The sequence below is a fragment of the Oenococcus kitaharae genome (assembly GCF_025758695.1).
GTDB lineage: Bacteria > Bacillota > Bacilli > Lactobacillales > Lactobacillaceae > Oenococcus > Oenococcus kitaharae_A.
The window spans coordinates 362,298-380,990 of sequence record NZ_JANJQP010000002.1; the positions used below are offsets into that span (position 1 = coordinate 362,298).

General features: G+C 45.9%; 20 protein-coding genes. 16 read left to right on the forward strand and 4 right to left on the reverse strand.

Features of this window, described 5'->3' with window-relative positions:
- Nucleotides 1–159 precede the first annotated feature (159 nt).
- The 3 genes from cysS to NRF22_RS05255 are packed head-to-tail and all read left to right on the forward strand — an operon-like array spanning nucleotide 160 to nucleotide 2,726.
- Nucleotides 160–1,566 (forward strand): cysteine--tRNA ligase, encoded by a 1,407-nt coding sequence (gene cysS, locus NRF22_RS05245; RefSeq protein WP_263779530.1) that lies wholly within the window; start codon nucleotides 160–162, stop codon nucleotides 1,564–1,566.
- A complete protein-coding gene (locus tag NRF22_RS05250; RefSeq protein WP_263779531.1) occupies nucleotides 1,563–2,423 on the forward strand; it encodes an HAD family hydrolase in 861 nt (286 codons plus the stop codon). Before cysS ends, NRF22_RS05250 begins: the two co-directional genes overlap by 4 nt.
- Before the next feature lie 27 nt (nucleotides 2,424–2,450).
- Nucleotides 2,451–2,726 (forward strand): hypothetical protein, encoded by a 276-nt coding sequence (locus NRF22_RS05255; RefSeq protein ID WP_241778146.1) that lies wholly within the window; start codon nucleotides 2,451–2,453, stop codon nucleotides 2,724–2,726.
- Here the strand turns inward: NRF22_RS05255 and msrB are convergent.
- Nucleotides 2,711–3,154: a peptide-methionine (R)-S-oxide reductase MsrB gene (gene msrB, locus NRF22_RS05260; RefSeq protein ID WP_263779532.1), complete on the reverse strand. Its 444-nt coding sequence runs from the start codon at nucleotides 3,152–3,154 to the stop codon at nucleotides 2,711–2,713. The two genes, NRF22_RS05255 and msrB, sit on opposite strands and share 16 nt — an antisense overlap.
- A gap of 53 nt (nucleotides 3,155–3,207) precedes the next feature.
- Here msrB and NRF22_RS05265 point away from each other — a divergent pair, with 53 nt between their 5' ends.
- From NRF22_RS05265 to NRF22_RS05290, 6 genes are all read left to right on the forward strand, one after another.
- Nucleotides 3,208–4,059 (forward strand): aldo/keto reductase, encoded by an 852-nt coding sequence (locus NRF22_RS05265; protein WP_007744372.1) that lies wholly within the window; start codon nucleotides 3,208–3,210, stop codon nucleotides 4,057–4,059.
- Nucleotides 4,059–4,997, forward strand: coding sequence for an L-lactate dehydrogenase (locus NRF22_RS05270; protein WP_263779723.1), 939 nt, complete (start codon nucleotides 4,059–4,061; stop codon nucleotides 4,995–4,997). The genes NRF22_RS05265 and NRF22_RS05270 overlap by 1 nt, the downstream gene beginning before the upstream one ends.
- Nucleotides 4,998–5,020: 23 nt before the next feature.
- Nucleotides 5,021–5,821: a TatD family hydrolase gene (locus tag NRF22_RS05275; protein ID WP_263779533.1), complete on the forward strand. Its 801-nt coding sequence runs from the start codon at nucleotides 5,021–5,023 to the stop codon at nucleotides 5,819–5,821.
- A complete protein-coding gene (gene rnmV / locus NRF22_RS05280) occupies nucleotides 5,806–6,366 on the forward strand; it encodes a ribonuclease M5 (protein WP_263779534.1) in 561 nt (186 codons plus the stop codon). The genes NRF22_RS05275 and rnmV overlap by 16 nt, the downstream gene beginning before the upstream one ends.
- Nucleotides 6,359–7,237 carry a 16S rRNA (adenine(1518)-N(6)/adenine(1519)-N(6))-dimethyltransferase RsmA gene (gene rsmA / locus NRF22_RS05285; RefSeq protein ID WP_263779535.1) on the forward strand — a complete coding sequence of 293 codons (879 nt, stop codon included), beginning with the start codon at nucleotides 6,359–6,361 and terminating at the stop codon, nucleotides 7,235–7,237. The genes rnmV and rsmA overlap by 8 nt, the downstream gene beginning before the upstream one ends.
- Before the next feature lie 70 nt (nucleotides 7,238–7,307).
- Complete coding sequence (locus NRF22_RS05290; protein WP_007744363.1) at nucleotides 7,308–7,559, forward strand: Veg family protein; 252 nt, start codon at nucleotides 7,308–7,310, stop codon at nucleotides 7,557–7,559.
- A 32-nt stretch (nucleotides 7,560–7,591) separates the two neighbouring features.
- Here NRF22_RS05290 and thrB read toward each other — a convergent pair whose 3' ends face one another.
- Together thrB and NRF22_RS05300 are read right to left on the reverse strand one after the other, a co-directional pair.
- Complete coding sequence (gene thrB, locus NRF22_RS05295) at nucleotides 7,592–8,485, reverse strand: homoserine kinase (protein ID WP_263779536.1); 894 nt, start codon at nucleotides 8,483–8,485, stop codon at nucleotides 7,592–7,594.
- Complete coding sequence (locus tag NRF22_RS05300; protein WP_007744359.1) at nucleotides 8,478–9,779, reverse strand: homoserine dehydrogenase; 1,302 nt, start codon at nucleotides 9,777–9,779, stop codon at nucleotides 8,478–8,480. The genes thrB and NRF22_RS05300 overlap by 8 nt, the downstream gene beginning before the upstream one ends.
- 54 nt (nucleotides 9,780–9,833) lie before the next feature.
- Here NRF22_RS05300 and thrC point away from each other — a divergent pair, with 54 nt between their 5' ends.
- A complete protein-coding gene (gene thrC, locus NRF22_RS05305) occupies nucleotides 9,834–11,297 on the forward strand; it encodes a threonine synthase (protein ID WP_007744356.1) in 1,464 nt (487 codons plus the stop codon).
- Here the strand turns inward: thrC and NRF22_RS05310 are convergent.
- On the reverse strand, nucleotides 11,294–12,673 hold the full coding sequence (locus NRF22_RS05310) for an aspartate kinase (protein WP_263779538.1): 1,380 nt from the start codon (nucleotides 12,671–12,673) through the stop codon (nucleotides 11,294–11,296). The two genes, thrC and NRF22_RS05310, sit on opposite strands and share 4 nt — an antisense overlap.
- Nucleotides 12,674–12,776: 103 nt before the next feature.
- Between NRF22_RS05310 and purR the strand changes: the two genes are divergently transcribed.
- The 6 genes from purR to msrA all read left to right on the forward strand — a co-directional run bounded on the left by purR (nucleotide 12,777) and on the right by msrA (nucleotide 18,650).
- Nucleotides 12,777–13,631: a pur operon repressor gene (gene purR, locus NRF22_RS05315; protein WP_007744347.1), complete on the forward strand. Its 855-nt coding sequence runs from the start codon at nucleotides 12,777–12,779 to the stop codon at nucleotides 13,629–13,631.
- On the forward strand, nucleotides 13,618–14,907 hold the full coding sequence (locus tag NRF22_RS05320) for a bifunctional N-acetylglucosamine-1-phosphate uridyltransferase/glucosamine-1-phosphate acetyltransferase (protein WP_263779540.1): 1,290 nt from the start codon (nucleotides 13,618–13,620) through the stop codon (nucleotides 14,905–14,907). The genes purR and NRF22_RS05320 overlap by 14 nt, the downstream gene beginning before the upstream one ends.
- A 99-nt stretch (nucleotides 14,908–15,006) precedes the next feature.
- Entirely contained in the window at nucleotides 15,007–15,576 is a 570-nt protein-coding gene (locus tag NRF22_RS05325) for an ECF-type riboflavin transporter substrate-binding protein (RefSeq protein ID WP_036593654.1), read from the forward strand.
- Between the two features lie 3 nt (nucleotides 15,577–15,579).
- The gene (locus tag NRF22_RS05330) at nucleotides 15,580–17,271 is read left to right on the forward strand and encodes an ABC transporter ATP-binding protein (RefSeq protein ID WP_007744336.1); all 1,692 of its coding nucleotides are present in this window, start codon (nucleotides 15,580–15,582) and stop codon (nucleotides 17,269–17,271) included.
- Nucleotides 17,264–18,097, forward strand: a complete 834-nt coding sequence (locus NRF22_RS05335; RefSeq protein WP_263779542.1) for an energy-coupling factor transporter transmembrane component T family protein — start codon at nucleotides 17,264–17,266, stop codon at nucleotides 18,095–18,097. The genes NRF22_RS05330 and NRF22_RS05335 overlap by 8 nt, the downstream gene beginning before the upstream one ends.
- Before the next feature lie 10 nt (nucleotides 18,098–18,107).
- Nucleotides 18,108–18,650 carry a peptide-methionine (S)-S-oxide reductase MsrA gene (msrA, locus tag NRF22_RS05340; RefSeq protein ID WP_007744334.1) on the forward strand — a complete coding sequence of 181 codons (543 nt, stop codon included), beginning with the start codon at nucleotides 18,108–18,110 and terminating at the stop codon, nucleotides 18,648–18,650.
- Nucleotides 18,651–18,693: the final 43 nt, after the last annotated feature.

Genomic DNA, 18,693 nt, shown 5'->3' on the forward strand with positions numbered 1-18,693 from the left:
CTTAAAAGTATTGTTTTTTGATCATTGTTTTTCTAACTAGTGCAGGAATGCTCATGAATTCAATTCGGCCGCAGCCAACTATTTTCAATCACACGAATAAATAAATAGAATTGAATGCGCTTCGATGTTCGAATTGACAGAGATAGGTAAAATAGAATTATGCTGAAAGTTTACAACACCGCAAGTGCAAGCAAAGAAGTCTTCAAGCCCATCCAAGCCGGAAAAGTGGCCATGTATGTCTGCGGGCCGACCGTTTACAACTATATTCACGTGGGAAACGCGCGTTCGTCGATTGCTTTTGATACAATCCGCCGTTACCTGATTTATCGCGGTTATCAGGTGAACTTTGTCTCGAATTTTACGGATGTTGACGATAAAATCATTAATCGCGCCCAAGAAGAGGGTTTCAGCGAAAAGGAAATCGCCGATAAATACATCAAGGCCTTTTACGCCGATACCAAGCCGCTTAATATTCTGCCGGCCACAACGCGGACGAAAGCCACTGACGTCATTGATGACATTATCGCTTTCATCGCTGATTTGATTGATAAAGGTTATGCCTACGAATCATCTGGGGATGTCTATTTTCGTGTCCGAAAGGCCAAGAATTACACGGCTTTGGTACATGAAAGCCTCGATGATTTGGAAACAGGTGCTTCAGGCCGTCTGGATGACGGTGCTTTGGCACTAAAAGAGGATCCGCTGGATTTTGCTCTTTGGAAAAACGAGCCGCGCCATGTGATTAAATGGCAGTCTCCTTGGGGACAGGGGCGTCCAGGTTGGCATATTGAATGCTCAGTCATGTCGACCAAGTATCTTGGCGATACGATTGATATTCACGGTGGCGGCATTGATTTAGTTTTCCCGCACCATACAGATGAAATCGCCCAATCCGAAGCACATACGGGCAAGACATTTGTTCATTACTGGCTGCATAACGGCTTTGTCAATGTGAACAACGAAAAAATGAGCAAGTCGCTGGGCAACTTTACGACTGTGCATGATCTTTTGGCTTCCTATGATGACCCGCAGGTGATTCGCTATTTCATGTCAGCCACACATTATCGCCGTCCGATCAATTATTCAGCTGATGAATTGGATCGTGCCAAAGTTGAATTGGACCGCATCCGCCAAGCTTATCAGCGTCTTGCCCATGCCAGCAAAACAGTTGGTGCCGATGCTGAGATTACAGATAATTTGGCCGTGATTGAAAAGAATTTCGTCACAGCTATGGATGATGATTTTAACGTTGCTAACGCTTTGTCAGCCGTTTTTGAGCTCGTAAAGCTAGCTAATTCCTATGCTGACAGCGGTCAAGCCAAACAGGATTCTGCTGATGCCATTCTCGCCATACTGTCCCAATTGATGGGCGTCTTTGGGATTGATTTGCAAGCCAATGCTGCCGCTCGTCCGCTGCCTGATAATGTGTCACAATTATTGGCGGCTCGCAAACAGGCTCGCATTGACAAAGATTGGGCCGCTTCTGATCGTTTGCGCGATCAAATTCGCGCCTTAGGTTATCTAGTCAAGGATTTACCCGATGGCCAGCACACGGAGAAAGCATGACAGAGACAGGAACGATTCGCTTATTTGCCAGTGATATGGATGGGACGCTGTTAGACAGCCATAATCACTTCAATCAGAGAAAAATGAAACAGGTCGTCGACTTGCTGCGCCAGCAAAAGAAGCATTTCGTGCTGGCGACGGGCAATCAAGCCATGCGCATCAACAAATTCTTTTCGCCCTTTGATCCGCAAGGGGATGTGATTTCCATGGTTGCAGAAAACGGCGCTTACATTCAAAAGGGTCATCAACGTCTGCATCAATCTGTCATTAATCCGATAAAAGTCAGGCGAATTTATGATTTGCTGCAGGTTTTGGACACGAAACCGACTTCGGCTGTGTTTGCCGGAGAGGGCAGTTCTTTTGCACCTGATTGGCAGGAATCGGTCCAAAATCCCAAGACACAGATTTTTTTTGCTGGAACAATCAGCGATTTTTACCCTAATTGGCAGGCAATTGATTCTTTTGACCAGATTACGATCCCGATTGATAAAATTTCACTCAACTGGAAACAGGATTCCGGCCAGCAGTTTTTAGACATGCTGGAAAATGATCCGCTGTTAACCGGCCTGCGTACGCCGACGTCGGGTTTTGGCGCGATCGATATTGTCAATGCCGGTGCTGATAAAGCGACTGGGCTGCAAAGGCTGGCCAATGACTTGAAAATTCCGGCTGGCCAGATGGCAGCCTTCGGCGACGGGCTGAATGATTTGGAGATGCTCCAATATGTCGGCCAACCCTATATCATGCCCAACTCGCAAGCGGAATTGAAGCAGTATTTTGACAAGAGCCGTTTGACAGCTGCTGATAACAATCATGACGGCGTGCTGGACACGATTTTAGCAATTTTAAGTCGTTAAACGCGGTGCAATGCAAAATTTTCGCGAATGTTTAACATAGAAAGCGGGGTGTACGAAATGATTCAAGGACATTTGAAAATGAGTGATTACGGTATTTTTCAAAAAAAAGAGCTGCTGAACCAAATTGATCCGCAGCATCTAATTATTTCCGGCCCAACGGCCAATGAAAAGGAACTTCAAGATCTGCCTATCAATCCGGATTATGAGGAATTATTCGGGCAGTATGATGAAATCACGGTCGATCCGTCTGGTAAAATTCTTGATGTTTACGAAGGCGAAAAACCCAGTTACGACTGCGCTTGATGCTTGTCGAACAGTTTAGCGTAATCGCCGTAGCCTTCGGTCTTTAAATCAGCCAGCGGGACAAAGCGCAAGGCAGCTGAATTGATGCAAAAGCGCAATCCGCCGCTGTCTAAGGGACCGTCGTCAAAGACGTGGCCCAAGTGGCTGTTGGCGGCCTTACTTCTGACTTCCGTGCGTGTCATACCAAAAGAGGTGTCGGTCTTTTCGACGATATTCGGGTCGGCAATCGGCTTAGTAAAACTTGGCCAACCGCATTCGGCATCATATTTATCCTGGCTGGAAAACAGCGGTGTGCCATCGACGACGTCTACATAGATACCAGCTTCGTAAAAATTATCATATTTTCCACTAAAAGGGCGTTCAGTAGCGCCTTTTTGTGTGACATTAAATTGTTCTTTAGTTAAACGTGATAAATCTTTTTCTGCCATACCTTAATTTTCTCACTTTGAAGCAGGATAATGTTCATTAGTAGGAGGCAGCGATGTCAGTTTTAACAGATACGTATACTTTAAATAACGGAACTAAGATTCCAAAAATCGGTTTTGGCACTTGGCAGACAGCTGAGGGCAAGACGGCTTATGATGCAGTCAGTTTAGCTTTGCAAACAGGGTATCGCCATATCGACACGGCCCGTGCTTACGGCAACGAACATTCTGTTGGCCAAGCGATTGCGGATTCTGATGTTAAAAGAGAAGATCTTTGGGTGACGACCAAATTACCAGCCGGCGATAAGACACGTGATGCCATTCTGGCCGATTTTGACCGCTCAATGACAGCTTTAAATCTTGATTATATCGACTTGTATTTGATTCACGGCCCTTGGCCTTGGTCGCAAGCCGGCCGTCGCCACTTTGACAGTGAGAATACAGAGACCTGGAAAACGCTGGAAGAATTGCAACGTTCCGGCCGGATTCGTTCGATCGGCCTGTCTAATTTCGATGTCCATGATATGACAAACATTTTGAATATTGCTGAAATTAAGCCGGTAGTCAATCAGATTCAGTATTATATTGGTTTTACCGAGCCGAAAATTTCGGCTTTTGCTAAGGAAAACGACATTCGTATCGAAGCCTATTCGCCATTGGCTACGGGCGATATTTTAAACACGCCGTCTGTGCAGCAATTAGCTGACAAGTATCAGGTCAGCGTGCCGCAGTTAGCACTGCGTTTCACTCTGCAAAATGGCACGGTCACCTTGCCAAAAGCACGCAGCCGGCAGCATATTGAAGAAGACAGCCAGCTTGATTTTCAGATTTCAGACGCAGATATGGCCGTTTTAAACGCTTCTGCTGATGCGGCTCCGATGCACTCTCACAATAGGACTCAGGGCTGATCATGACGAAAATTGGGATTTTAGGCAGTGGGCATGTCGGCTCGACTTTAGCCCAGCAGATCGTCACATTGGGTTTGGCTTCCGAACTAGTCTTAATTGATCCGAAAGCTGATAAAGTGGCCGCTGATGTCATGGATTTACAGGATATGCAGGCTAATTTAGCTTCTCATACGCGTGTTTTTGCTGGCGGATATGCAGACTTGAAGGATGCTGATATTGTTGTCAGCGCTTTTGGCAATATAGCTGAGGCTTGGAAGACGCCGACGGATCGTTTTGCTGAGCTGCCTTTTACAAAAAAATATGTCGAGGAGAGTGCACCGCAATTAAAGGCTAGCGGTTTTCATGGTGTTTTGGTCGTGATTTCCAATCCTTGCGACGTGATCGCATCGTTATTTCAGCGCTTGACCGGCTTTGATCGAAATCGCGTTCTAGGAACCGGCACGCTGCTGGATTCTTCTCGTATGAAACGCGCGACAGCCGCCGCTTTGGATATTGATCCGCGCAGCGTTGATGGTTACAGCTTGGGCGAGCATGGCAATTCGCAATTTGTCGCTTGGTCGACTGTGCGTGTCTTAGGCCGCCCGATTCAAGAATTGTTGGCAGAATCTAAGACGCAGCTGGATTTGGATCAAATTGATCACGATGCTAAAATGGGCGGTCATACAGTTTTCTTTGGCAAACGTTATACGAATTTCGGAATCGCAGCCGCCGCCAGTCGATTGCTAAAAGCGATCATCGAAGATGCTCATGAAGAGCTGCCAGTTTCAAATTATTACGCACCTTTGGATTGTTATTTAGGCTATCCGGCAATCATCGGCAAGCAGGGAATTGTTAAGCAGCTGGCTTTGGCACTGACTGACGAGGAAAAAGAGAAACTGGAGCGGTCAGCTGACTTTATTAAAGATAAGACTGCACAGGTATTAGGCTCAACTAGATAGCCTTTTTCTTTTATACTGGAAACATGACTATTTACGATCCGACTAAAATTCCTGGGGATGTTTACGATACCCATACGCATTTAAATGATGATGCTTTATATCACGATGTGGCGGCTTATGTTGGCCGTGCACACGAATTTCGTGTAATGGAAATGAATGTGGTCGGTTATGACGCTCAAGCTAATTTGCGTGCGATTCAGATTGCCCATGATTTTGCTGATGAGGGTGTGCGGGCAATTGTTGGTTTTCAGCCTGAAGATACGGGCGGATTTGATGCTGCTGCCCAAGAACTTTTACGCCAGCAGTTATCTGATCCGGCTGTGATCGGCGTTGGCGAGACGGGCTTGGATTGGCATTTTAAAGGATTTGACCGTCAGACACAATTGGCTGCTTTTGAAAAACATTTACAATTGGCCACTGAATTTGATCTCCCGGTCACAATTCATATGCGCGATTCTTTTGATGATATCTACCGTATTTTGCAGGAACAAGGCATCAAAAAATTCGAAATGCATTCTTTTGCTGGTGATTGGCATCAGGCAGAGAAGCTGGTTAATTTGGGCGGTTATATTAGTTTTTCCGGCATGGTCACTTTTAAAAATGCCAAAGAAATTCATGAAGCGGCTAAAGTCGTGCCTTTAGACCGGCTTTTAGTCGAGACAGATGCGCCTTATCTGGCGCCGGTTCCTAATCGCGGCAAGACCAATGAACCGGCTTGGACGAAATTTGTCGTTGACGGCCTGGCCGCTATTTTAGGCATTGATCGTGATGAATTAGCCCAAATTACGATGAGAAACGGGCATCGTCTATGGCCGAAAAAGTAAAAAGCACGATCTTTATTGTCGAGGGCAAAGACGATACGGCCAGGCTTCGTTTGGCTTTTGGCAATCAAGTCCAGACAATTGAGACGGGTGGGTCAAAAATCAGTCCGGCTGTGCTGGCTATGATTGACCAAGCCAGTCAGCAGCATGAATTGATTCTATTAACGGATCCCGATTTCCAAGGAGAGCGGATTAGAAAAATCGTCAGTCATCGGGTGCCGACAATCAGACAGGCTTTCTTGCAAAAGTCAGAAGGCCGGCCCCATCATAAAGGCTCTTTAGGTGTTGAGCATGCCGATCCGGCCATCCTACGCAAATTACTGGCACAATATGTCCAGCAGCCGGTCGCTGAAACAGCACCAGCCATCACACGTGCTGATTTAAGCGGCTTGGGCCTGATTGGCCAACAGGATTCGGCAGTTCGCCGCAGCAAATTAACAGACAAGCTGCATCTGGGCCAAACCAATGGCAAGCAACTGTTAAAACGCCTGAATATGTTTGGCATCACAAAAAAAGAATTGAAAGAAGCGGTAGAAAATTTTGATTGAAGGACCAGAAATAGGCAGTCCCGCACGGACTGCCGGTATCTTGAATAAATATCATCTGCGTGCTAGCAAACGTTTTGGACAGAATTTTTTAATCGATTTAAACGTTCTGCGTCAAATTGCTGAATTAGCAGCAATTAATCAGGATGATACGGTTTTGGAAATCGGCCCTGGTATTGGTTCGCTGACTGAGCAATTATCTAAAGCAGCCGGGCAGGTCGTTGCCTACGAAATTGATAAAAAACTGATTCCTGTCTTGGCGGAGACTTTAGCGCCGTACGACAATGTCAAAGTGATCAATCAGGACATTTTGAAGGCTGATTTTTCAATTTTTGACGGTACGAAGTCCTTAAAAATTGTTGCCAACCTGCCTTATTACATCACAACGCCGATCCTTTTTTACCTGCTGAATGAAAAATTGGCATTTAAATCAATTACGGTCATGATGCAAAAAGAGGTGGCCGCACGCCTGCAGGCACAAGTCGGCAGCAAAGAATACGGGGAATTAAGTCTGGCTATCCAATATCGTACGGACGTGGCCATTCAGCTGCAAGTACCCCGGTCAGCCTTCATGCCTTCGCCAAATGTCGATTCTGCAGTCGTAATGCTGACGCCCAAGGCCGGTTTTAAAGCCTTTCCCTATGAAAAAGAGCTCTTTTCTTTGATTAAAGCCGCCTTCGCTCATCGGCGCAAATCTCTGGTCAACAACCTGCTTTTCCGCTACGGCAAAACAGATGAAAATCGTGCTCGGATTGAACAATCTCTGACTGACAGCGGCTTTAATCTTTCGATTCGCGGTGAGCGTTTAACCCTAGAAAATTACGAACAATTACTGTTGAATCTGCGCAAAAACGCTGTAATTTCTGCTGGCTAATTGTCAAACACTTGTAAATTTTACTCATATCTGCTAAAATAGTAAGAGTGTAAAAACGCGAGGAGGTTATATGCCAGAAGTACTGCAGAATATCAAAGACGATCTCGATTCAAAAATCGGTAGTCAAATCACGGTAATCGCTCAGGCTGGTCGCAAAAAGACCACGACTCGCAAAGGTGTTTTATTGGAGACCTATCCGTCACTGTTCGTTGTTCAGTTGGATAAGGCCGAAGGAACGTTCGAGCGTGTTTCTTATAGCTATACAGATATTTTAACGAAGAATATTGATATTAACTTTGGCCGCGAGGTTAAAAGCGCGTGATTTAAAAAGATCCTCATCATGAGGATCTTTTTTTAATCTCTAATAATCCGTGCCCCTTTGGCATCAAAGGATAAAGCCGCAATTTGGGCATCCTTTAATTTTTCGGATTTCTTTAATTGATCAAGTAGCCTGTCTGCTTGATCTTTTTTGACGATTGTCATGACAGTCGTACCGGCCCCTGACAAATAGCTGCCGGATAAGCCCAAGTCATGTGCGATGCGACGAACTTCTGCCAGTTCCGGAACGAGTTTTAAACGATAAGGTTCATGAAAACGGTCTGTCTCTAACAAGAGTACCGTGTTAGCCCAGTCGTTATTGAAAAGTGATGCCACAAGAATATTGCTTTGTGCGCTGCTTTGCACTGATTGACGACGGTCAGTCTGGTCGGGCAGGACATCACGAGATGTGCTTGTTGCTAATTGCCGATCAGGGATCACAACAATTGGCAGATAATCAGCAGGCAATTGAACTTGGTAGTGCAAAAAAGTTTTTGGTTTGGCTGGGTTGGGCCCAGCGACAACGATGCCGCCAAAGACTGCTGGAGCGACGTTATCAGGATGGCCTTCGATTTGAGCAGCACGCTGGAAAATTGTTTCGCTGCTTAATGTAACTGTGGATGATAATTCGTTGCCTAATAGGAGGCCGGCGATGATGGCTGAAGAGGATGATCCTAGGCCGCGAGCCAAAGGAATGTCTGATTCAATCCGCAGCTCTTGCGGCTCAATATCGTGATCGACAGTCAATGCTGATAAGACGATCATATTTTTTTCATCGCTGGGAACATCGGGGCCGAAGGGGTGGTGCACCAGCCATTGGCTGCTGGGGCCGACAATTGTCACTGTCAAATACAGATTGACGGCTAGGCCCAGCGAGTCAAAGCCTGGTCCCATATTAGCGCTGGTTGCCGGCACGATAATTTTAGTCATGGCTGTTTTCCTTTGGCTCGACCAGCAATTTATATTCATGGATAAAACTGACGCCGCGTGCCTGGCGGATTGTCGTCTTGACTGGATTTAATTGAGCATCAGAAGCTGGATAGGTAATAATCACGACGCGGGTACTGTCATCAACTGGATCGTACTGGCGAATATTTCGGAAATTAATGTTGCTCATTAAAAAGAAAGCTGATAGTTTATGGATAATGCCGGGCCGGTCAGCGACTTTAAAGACCATATAACGGCTGGCAATGCGATCCTTTGGTCCTGCTAGTGCCAAGGAACTGCTGGGATGTGTATTAAATTTTGCCGGTGCGGCCGATCCTGTAACCAGAGCTAATAAGTCAGCGACGACGGAATTAGCCGTTGCGTATTCGCCGGCACCAGGGCCGTAAAACATCAAACCGCCGGAATAGCGGCTGTTGACGAAAATAGCATTGTTCTCATTCTGTACAGAAGCCAGCGGGTGGTCTTTAGGCATCAGTGTTGGTGCAACGGACAATTGCAATTTATTAGCTGCTGATTTGCTAACAGTCGCTAATAATTTGATTTCATAACCGAGATCAGAGACATCTTTTAAATCAGTTTGTGTGATCGTCGAAATACCGGTCATTTGGATATCGTTTTGCGAGACCTGTTTGCCGAATGCAAAATCAGTTAAGATGCGTAATTTATAGGCTGCATCAATACCTTGAACATCATTGGTCGGGTCAGCCTCGGCAAAACCCTTGTCCTGAGCCAGTTTTAAAGCGTCTTCATATGAGAGTTTGTGCTGGCGCATTTGTGTCAGGATAAAATTCGAAGTACCGTTCATAATACCGTTGATCTGCTGGATTTCGTCCGGAGAGAGGCTGGTCGATAAGGCCCGAAGAATCGGAATACCGCCTGCGACTGCCGCTTCATAATAAAGGCCAACCTGATTTTCTTCAGCTAATTTTGCTAAACGCCTGCCGTCTGCAGCAATTAGATCCTTATTAGCTGTAATTACGTGTTTGCCGGCTTTTAAGGCCTGCTCGATGATGTGCTTGGCGATCTTAACACCGCCGATCAGTTCGATCACGATGTCGATATGAGGATTCTCCAAAATACTTTTCGGGTCATCGGAAATCGGGAGATCTTGTGTTTTGGGATCGCGCAACTTTTCAGTATCCCTGACGACGACCTGGACGACTTCAAAAGCGACGTTAAAACGTTTGGCGTAAGTCTTGGCCTGTTCGCGCAGGATTTTGACAACACCTGTAGCGACAGTGCCAAGACCAAAAATACCGATTCGATAACTTTTCATGAACAAATGCTAACACGAAATCCGCCTTTCTGCTATTATGACCGCAGAGGTTATATGAAATTTCAAAGTACGCGTGGCAATGCGCCGGCCGTCAGCGGCCTGCAGGCGCTGATAAACGGTTTGGCGCCGGACGGCGGCCTATATGTGCCGCAAGCTTTCCCGAAGATTGATTTTAATTGGGACCAGTTGGCAAAAGCCGATTATTTTCAAATTGGGCAGCTGGTTCTCTCGACCTTTTTTGACGAATTCAGCCAAGGAGAGCTAGCGGATTTTCTGCATCAAGCCTATGCACAATTCGATAGGCCGGAGATCGTCAAAGTCCATGCCTTAGATGGCAAACGGCAGCTTCTAGAGCTTTTTCACGGTCCAACACTGGCTTTTAAGGATATGGCTTTATCGCTGCTGCCTTATTTATTGACGGCGGCTGTTAAAAAGACCGGCCAAAAGGATGTTTTGGTTATTCTGACGGCCACTTCTGGGGACACGGGCGGTGCAGCCTTGCAAGGATTTAGCGATATCGGCCAGACACAGATTGTTGTTTACTATCCATCAGTTGGCGTCTCGGCTTTGCAGCGTCAGCAAATGACGACAACGCCAGGTCAAAATGCGCATGTTGTGGCGGTTGAAGGCAATTTTGACGATGCTCAGCGTGTTGTTAAAAAACTGCTGGCGGATCCTGAATTGGCCAAACAGATGCAGACGGCCGGCTTGCGTTTTTCTTCGGCCAATTCGATTAACATTGGCCGCTTAGTCGCACAGGTTATTTACTATATCTATGCCTATGCGCAGCTGCTCAAATCCGGTCGTCTCAAGTCTGGTGAAAAACTGGACGTGACCGTACCAACTGGTAATTTTGGTGATATTCTAGCGGCTTACTGGGCTAAAAAGCTTGGTTTGCCATTAGGCAAATTAACAGTCGCTTCCAATGCCAATCATGTTCTGACAGATTTTTTTGCCAGCGGAATTTACAATGCCAAACGCGATTTTCATGTCACGACCAGCCCGGCCATGGATATTCTGCTCTCCAGCAACCTGGAACGTCTGCTTTTTGATGTTGCGGGTGCTGAAAAGACGCGTCACTGGATGGCCGATTTAGCTGACAAGCAAACCTTTACAGTCGACGACAAAACCCTTGACTTGCTGCAGCAGTCTTTTAACGCAGCTTTTGCTGATGTTGACCAGACCAGCCAGACGATCAAAGAGACTTTCAGGGATCATGATTATTTATTGGATCCGCATACGGCCGTGGCTGTTTACGCAAATCAGCAGTTTACGACTCAGCGGCAGCAATTAATTGTTTCAACGGCCAGTCCTTTCAAGTTTGCAGAAATTGTCCTATCGGCACTAGGCCAAAAGCCGGCTGATGATCCGGCCGCGAATCTCAAACAAGTCGCGCAAATTGCCAAGCTGCCTGTGCCGGCTGCGATCGCAGACTTGTTTACAAAAAAAGTCCGTTTTCACGAACAATTAACAATTGATCAATTAGGAGAAGATTTAAAAGCCAGCCTTGGCCTTTAATCTTCTTTTTTTGCATGGCCGTTTTCAAAGTGTGCGTCATAAATGGCCCGGACAGCTTTGGCCTCGTCTTCAGGCTTGACGCCCAGCATAATCGAAATTTCCGAAGCACCCTGATTGACCATGGTCAAGGAGACGCCGGCATCGCGCATAGGGTCGACGACGTCTGATATAGCCCCGACACGATTAATCAAGCCCTCACCGACAACCATGATAATCGCATAATCGTTTTTCCATTCCAATGCGTCGGGCTGAATTTCTTCTTGAATCCGCTGTGTCAGTTTTTCTTTGCGGCCGCCTGTAAGCTGTTTTTTATCAAAAATAATCGTGATGTCGTCAATTCCTGAGGGCATGTGCTCATATGAGATATTCAGATCGGCGAGAATCTTTAAAATACTTGCTGTAAAACCAACTTGGCGATTAATCAGGTAACGATGGATGTATATGGCCTGGAAATGATTGGCGCTGGCAATACCTGTGATTTTATTTTTGTGTGTCAGCCTGGCGCGCGGGACGATCATGGTACCGGCCGCTTCGGGATGGTTCGTGTTTTTCACATTAATCGGAATATTGCCTTCGATGGCCGGCAGAATAGCTTCATCGTGGAAAACGGCAAAACCTGCATAACTGAGCTCACGCATCTCGCTAAAAGTCATCTCATGAATCGGTGCTGGATTGTCGACGAGTTTTGGATTGACCGCGTAAATTGAATCGACGTCCGTGAAGTTTTCATAGAGATCGGCATCCAGCCCGCGAGCCAAAATTGCGCCCGTAATATCAGAACCGCCGCGAGAAAAAGTGTTGATCAAGCCGTCTTTGGTAATACCAAAAAAGCCGGGGAAGATAATAATTTCGTCGTCAGCGATTTTTGTCTGAGCGATTTTGGCATAGGAAGCCGGCAGAATCTGGGCATTTCTGGCTTCTTTGGAAACAGTCATCCCGATAGCCATGGGTGTCAGCATACGCGCTTTTAGGCCGACTTGATTGAAGACGGCCGTGATTAAACGGGCGGACATATACTCGCCCTGTGCTGATAAAGCAGCTTGGCAGAAAACGTCAGAAGGGTAGGATGCTTGGGTAATTTGGAACAAATGTGTTTTCAATTCTGTTAGAATTTCTGGATCCAATTGGAAAAAAGCCGCGATTTGGGTATAGCGTTGGAAAATACTGTCATAGATATCCTGCGGGTCTTCCCGATTTAAGACGGCTTGCGCCAAGTCCAAAAGCAGATCCGTAATTTTCCTATCACCACTAAAACGTTTTCCGGGAGCTGAAACCACAATGACACGCCGAGCCGGATCGCTTTTGACAATCTTGATGACTTTTAAGATTTGATCGCCGTTTGCAAGAGAACTTCCGCCAAATTTCACGATTTTCATAAGCCTTATTCTAACCGAAAAACCGACGGCTTGAAATGACGAATGTTCGGAATCTGCTGTTAATTATATTTTTTTTTAGTAGAATATTAGCGAAAGGAGATTTATGAAAACACCTCGAGCTGAACGTTTAGTTGATATGACCCGTTATCTAATGGAAAGGCCGCGGACATTGGTCCCGCTGACTTTTTTTGCCAATCGTTTTTCTTCGGCTAAGTCATCAATTTCCGAAGATTTGACTATTTTAAAAAAAACACTGAAAGAGCGCGGTGTTGGCTTGTTAGAGACAATTCCTGGTGCAGCTGGCGGTGCTAAATTCTATCCTTATATTCTGGAGCGAGAAGCTGACGAATTTGTTAACGACATGTTAAAACAAGTTAACGATGAGACCCGTGTTCTGCCAGGCGGCTACGTCTATTTGTCTGATCTTTTAGGTCAGCCGGCTATTTTGCGCCAAGTCGGCCGCATTATTGCCACCGAATATCTGGATATGGATATTCAAGCCGTTATGACAGCTGCGACCAAGGGTGTTCCGATGGCAGCCGCTGTTGCGGCTCAATTGAATGTACCTTTTGTGATCGTCCGTTCCGGAGAAAATAAAGTGACCGAAGGCCCAACTGTTTCAGTTAATTATCTGACCGGTTCTTCCAAACATGTTGAAAAAATGGAATTGTCCCGCCGTAGCCTGCCGACAGGATTAAATATCTTAATTGTCGATGACTTCATGAAAGCCGGTGGTACGATCAACGGCATGAAGACCTTGGCTAAAGAATTCGATTCTCACGTTAAAGGTGTAGCTGTGTTTGCTGAAGGGCGTGCCCGCCAGCGGCAGGTAGATGATTTTACGTCGCTTTTGCACGTTGATACAAATCTGGATTCCGGTGAAGTGATCAAAGTGCAGATTGGCAACTACAAGGAAAATATATTCCGAGGAAGGGAAAACCGAAGTGTCCGAAATTGATGTAGTCATTCTTGCGGCCGGTAAGGGCAGCAGGATGAAAGATAATTTTCCCAAGCCGCTGCATGAGGTTGCCGGTCTGCCGATTTTAGAGTGGGTCTGCCGCGCTGTGAGAAAAATTGAGCCGCATAAAATTATTGCGGTTCAATCCGCGAGCGAAGATTTTGCATCTTATGTTGACGAGACAGTTGTTCAAGCCCAGCAATTAGGGTCTGCTGATGCTTTGCAGGCAGCTTTTTCTAAAGTTGATGCCGAAAAAATTCTCGTGATTAACGGTGACATGCCGCTGGTAACAGGTGATGTTTTAGCTGATTTGGTTGCAAAAGGCGAGGGCTTCGATGCGGCTGTTTTGACGACAATTTTGAAGCATCCTTTTGGTTACGGCCGGATTATTCCTGTTGGACAACGCAATGTCGTTGAACAAATCGTCGAAGAAAAAGACGCCACTGATGACCAGCGTCAAACTCAGCTGATCAATTCCGGCATTTATCTTTTTCGGACAGAATATATTAAACGCACCATTTCACAAGTCACAGCTAATAATGCGCAAAAAGAATTTTATCTGACTGATGCGCTGCCTGGTGCCCGAATTGTTCAAGCAGACGACTGGCGCGATTTATTAGGCGTTAATGACCAAAAACAATTGGCGGATGCTAATCAACTGGCTCGCAAACGCATCAACGAACAGTTAATGGCCAATGGCGTCTCGATGATTGACCCGCAAAGCACCTATATCGATGCCAATGTCGTCGTCGGTGCCGGCACTGTTATCAAACCCGGTACCGTGATTGAGCGTGATTCTGTGATTGGTGCTGATAATGAAATTGGCCCCTATGCCCATTTGCGTGAAAAGACAGTTACAGGTACGGATGTCCATATTGGTAATTTTGTCGAGACAAAAAATGCTGAAATCGGTGCCCATACGCATATCGGCCATTTGACCTATGTCGGGGATGCTCGAATTGGCGAATCTGTCAATATTGGTGCAGGGACGATTTTCGTCAATTACGATGGCAAAAATAAGCACATTACCAAGGTCGGCGACCATGCTTTTATCGGCAGCAATACAAAACTGATTGCGCCGGTCGACATCGCTAGAGAAGCAATTACGGCAGCCGGATCGACGATTACAGCTGATGTTGCCGAGCACGCGATGGGGATTGCACGTCAGCGTCAGACGAATAAGCCGGAATTCTGGGACCGTTTGCCGCATGAAGATTTTGCCCAGGCTTATCGAGAGAAAAAACGCCAGGAGAACCAGGCACCAGACGAAAGCTGAATAAGTTTGCAGTCAGCTTCAATGTGTTTTATATTAATTCAGTCTACTAAGTTATGTCGGTAGATTTGTTTGCGCAATAATTTTTAAAAATGGAGATTGATGATGCAGGATAAGAAGAAGAGTTGGATCAGCGTCAGGGATGTCGTTGCTATTGGTATCGGAACTGCTGTTTTTTTCGTTTTGATGCGTTTCGTTGCTATTCCAACGCCGGTCGCAAATACGACGATTAACTTAGCAGAGCCATGGCTGGCTTTGATCGGCGCTATTTTTGGTCCGATTGTCGGTTTGTTTGTCGGATTTATCGGTCACGCCTTAAATGACACAGTTGCCGGGTGGGGCGTCTGGTGGACTTGGGTCTTTGCTGATGGTGTTTTGGGCCTGCTGCTTGGATTGGCAAAACGCTATTTAAAGCTGGATACAGAGACATTGACCAGTAAAAAATTGTGGTTTTTCAATATCTGGCAGGTGATTGCCAACGTGATTGCTTGGTTTGTGATTGCACCTTTGGGTGATATTGTTGTCTATCGCCAGCCAGCAGCTAAAGTATTTCTTCAGGGTTTTTGGGCCGGAATCGGTAATATGGTCGGCATTGCAATTGTAGGAAGCATCCTGCTTGTTGCATACAGCCGTACGAGAACTCGCACCGGATCATTAAAGTCTGAAAAATAATTCATGCCAGCGATCGAATTTCAAAAGGTTAATTTTAAATATCGTGTTCAGAGCCAAGCTACATTGCATAATGTTAGCTTTGCTTTTGATTATGGGCAAAAAATCATTATCGCCGGCCCCTCAGGATCTGGCAAGACAACGATTGGCCACTTGATTAACGGCCTGATTCCGCAAAGTGTCCCTGGTGAGTATTCAGGCAGTATTCTGATTAATGGCAAAGATGCTGCCAAAATGGATATTTTTCAGCTCTCTTTTGAAGTCGGTACTGTCCTGCAGGATACGGACGCCCAATTTGTCGGCATGACCGTAGCTGAAGACGCCGCTTTTCTTTTAGAGAATGAGAATACAGAACATAGCCAATTACTTGCGCAAACAGAGAACTGGTTAAAAGAATTAAATTTAGAAGCCCTGAAGAAACATTCACCTCAAGAACTTTCTGGCGGTCAAAAACAACGTGTCAGCATGGCCGGTGTTTTAAGTTCCGACAGTAAAATTTTGCTGTTTGATGAACCACTGGCTAATTTAGATCCGGCTTCCGGCCGTTTGGCGATTCAATTGATTGCCGATCTGCAAAAGAAGCTCGGCTTGACTGTGATTATTATTGAACACCGTTTGGAAGAAGCCTTGAGGATTCAAGCAGACAAGCTTTTAGTGATTGATCATGGCAAAATTATTGCAAATGATATACCCGATCGTGTCTTAACAAGTGCTGCAGTCATTTCGGCCGGCCTTCGTGAACCTTTATATATCACAGCCATGCGCGATGCCGGCGTGGATTTAAACAAAATCGCACATATTACGGATTTAGCCTCACTGGATCACCAGGCAATCAAGCGTCAGCTGAGTGTCTGGCTTGAGAAAAAACAGCCCGACAAGACTAAAAAATCCAGGGAGCCTATTCTATCCATTCAGCATTTATCTTTTGCTTACCCGAAACAGGCTGTGTTTTCTGATTTGAACCTGACATTTCCTGCTGGGCAGATGACCGCCATCGTTGGGAAAAACGGGTCAGGCAAATCGACATTTTCCAATCTTGTGACCGGCTTTTTGAAGCCTGATAGCGGCCGGATTTTGTTTGATAACCAGCCCCTAGATGGCCAGTCAGTCAAAGAACGGGCCGATAAAATTGGCTACGTGCTTCAAGATCCAAATCAGATGATCAGCCAGAATATCGTTTACGATGAAGTGGCTTACGGGCTAAAATTGCGTGGCCTGTCTGATGACCAGATCCAGGCTAAGACACGGACCATGCTGGAAGTAGCCGGCTTGGATAATATGCGTCATTGGCCGATTTCAGCTTTGAGCTTTGGCCAGAAAAAACGTGTCACAATTGCTTCAGTGCTGGTACTTGCGCCGAGAGTGCTCATATTAGACGAACCGACTGCTGGACAGGACTATCTCAACTACCGATCACTGATGAATTTTGTGGCAGAACTGAATCGCACACAAGATTGTTCGATCATTGTGATCACACACGACATGCACCTGATGCTGGAATACACAGATCGTGCCATTGCACTCGTAGACGGACAGGTGATTGCTGACATGGCACCGGCCGAACTGCTCAATGATCCGGCCCTATTAAAACGCGCCTCGCTTGCTCCGACCAGTCTTTACGATTTAGCTGAATCGACTGGTCTAGATGCTGTTGCTTTATCTAAAAGGCTGGTACAAGAGGAGATGACTCGTGGCTGATAATTCTTTTAGCTTGGCTTATAAAAATCGTGGAACTTGGCTGGATCGTTGCAGCGGTGCCAGTAAACTGCTGGGTTTTGTGCTGCTGTCTGGCATTGCCATGATCGTTTTAGACACACGTTTTCTGATTTTTCTTGTGATTCTATCTTTGATTTTGCTGAAAATCAGTCGCGTGAAAATGTCAGAAGTGGCCGCTTTGATGAAGCTGGTGCTTGTGTTTATGGCTATTAATCTGGTCATGATTTATGTCCTTGCGCCAAATTATGGCAGTCAGATTTATCAATCCAAAGATATTTTATTGGGCAGCGGCTATTTCGCTTTGACACAGCAGGAATTGTTGTATTTGGTCAACATTGGCCTGGAATATATCGTAGCTGTTCCACTGGCTTTGATTTTTCTGCTGACAACCAATCCATCTGAATTCGCAGCCAGCCTGAACCGCATCGGCATTCCTTATAAAATCAGTTATTCGGTCTCGTTGGCCTTGCGTTATATTCCTGATGTGACACGCGAATATCACCAGATCAGCTTGTCCCAGCAGGCCAAAGGTAACGAGATTTCTAAAAAAGCACCATTTTTCAAACGCTTGAAGGGTGCTTCGGCCATTCTTGTGCCCTTATTGTTAAGCTCGATTGATCGGATTGAATCTGTCAGCCAAGCTATGGAACTACGCCGTTTTGGTGCCAAAAAGAGACGCAGCTGGTATTTCTCTGAGAAACTGAAAGCACTCGACTGGGCCGTCTTGTCGTTTGTCTTGTTAATTGTGATTTTTGGGTTTATCCTGATAATTGTCAATGGCGGACGATTTTGGAATCCGTTCCATTGAAGGAGGCTCTATGACAGACGAAATTCAAACGGCTATCTTTGCCGGCGGTTGTTTCTGGTGCATGGTCGAACCCTTTGATTCACTTCCTGGTATTATCAAAGTGCGTTCCGGCTATACAGGCGGCCATGTCGACAACCCCACTTATGAGCAGGTCTCGTCACACACGACCGGTCATACCGAAGCAGTTAAAATCTGGTTCGATCCAGCAAAAATGTCTTATGAAAAACTGGTCGAACTTTATTGGCAAGTGACTGATCCCACGGATGCGGGTGGCCAATTCCAAGATCGCGGCGATAATTATCGACCGGTCATCTTTGTCAATTCACCAGAACAGCGCCAAATTGCTGAGGCTTCTAAAAAACAATTAGCTGCTTCAGGGACATTTGGCGATGACCCGATCGTGACAACAATTGAAGATGCCCAGACTTTCTGGGATGCTGAAGATTATCATCAAGATTTTTACAAATACCATCAAGCACGCATGGCGTTACAGGATATGCAGCGTGACCATTTCATCAAACAACATTGGGACACCAGCAAAAGTGCTGATTAAGCTGATGCTGTTTCCAATAAAAAAAGCTTCAGGCCTTAAATTG

Excerpts from the sequence above, each read along its gene's own strand:
- thrC (WP_007744356.1), top strand. The coding sequence starts at position 9,834 with ATGAAATTTCAAAGTACGCGTGGCAATGCGCCGGCCGTCAGCGGCCTG.
- msrB (WP_263779532.1), bottom strand. The coding sequence starts at position 3,154 with ATGGCAGAAAAAGATTTATCACGTTTAACTAAAGAACAATTTAATGTC.
- NRF22_RS05290 (WP_007744363.1), top strand. The coding sequence starts at position 7,308 with ATGCCAGAAGTACTGCAGAATATCAAAGACGATCTCGATTCAAAAATC.
- NRF22_RS05265 (WP_007744372.1), top strand. The coding sequence starts at position 3,208 with ATGTCAGTTTTAACAGATACGTATACTTTAAATAACGGAACTAAGATT.
- thrB (WP_263779536.1), bottom strand. The coding sequence starts at position 8,485 with ATGACTAAAATTATCGTGCCGGCAACCAGCGCTAATATGGGACCAGGC.
- NRF22_RS05275 (WP_263779533.1), top strand. The coding sequence starts at position 5,021 with ATGACTATTTACGATCCGACTAAAATTCCTGGGGATGTTTACGATACC.
- NRF22_RS05250 (WP_263779531.1), top strand. The coding sequence starts at position 1,563 with ATGACAGAGACAGGAACGATTCGCTTATTTGCCAGTGATATGGATGGG.
- msrA (WP_007744334.1), top strand. The coding sequence starts at position 18,108 with ATGACAGACGAAATTCAAACGGCTATCTTTGCCGGCGGTTGTTTCTGG.
- NRF22_RS05255 (WP_241778146.1), top strand. The coding sequence starts at position 2,451 with ATGTTTAACATAGAAAGCGGGGTGTACGAAATGATTCAAGGACATTTG.
- NRF22_RS05325 (WP_036593654.1), top strand. The coding sequence starts at position 15,007 with ATGATGCAGGATAAGAAGAAGAGTTGGATCAGCGTCAGGGATGTCGTT.
- NRF22_RS05310 (WP_263779538.1), bottom strand. The coding sequence starts at position 12,673 with ATGAAAATCGTGAAATTTGGCGGAAGTTCTCTTGCAAACGGCGATCAA.
- NRF22_RS05300 (WP_007744359.1), bottom strand. The coding sequence starts at position 9,779 with ATGAAAAGTTATCGAATCGGTATTTTTGGTCTTGGCACTGTCGCTACA.
- NRF22_RS05330 (WP_007744336.1), top strand. The coding sequence starts at position 15,580 with ATGCCAGCGATCGAATTTCAAAAGGTTAATTTTAAATATCGTGTTCAG.
- rnmV (WP_263779534.1), top strand. The coding sequence starts at position 5,806 with ATGGCCGAAAAAGTAAAAAGCACGATCTTTATTGTCGAGGGCAAAGAC.
- cysS (WP_263779530.1), top strand. The coding sequence starts at position 160 with ATGCTGAAAGTTTACAACACCGCAAGTGCAAGCAAAGAAGTCTTCAAG.
- purR (WP_007744347.1), top strand. The coding sequence starts at position 12,777 with ATGAAAACACCTCGAGCTGAACGTTTAGTTGATATGACCCGTTATCTA.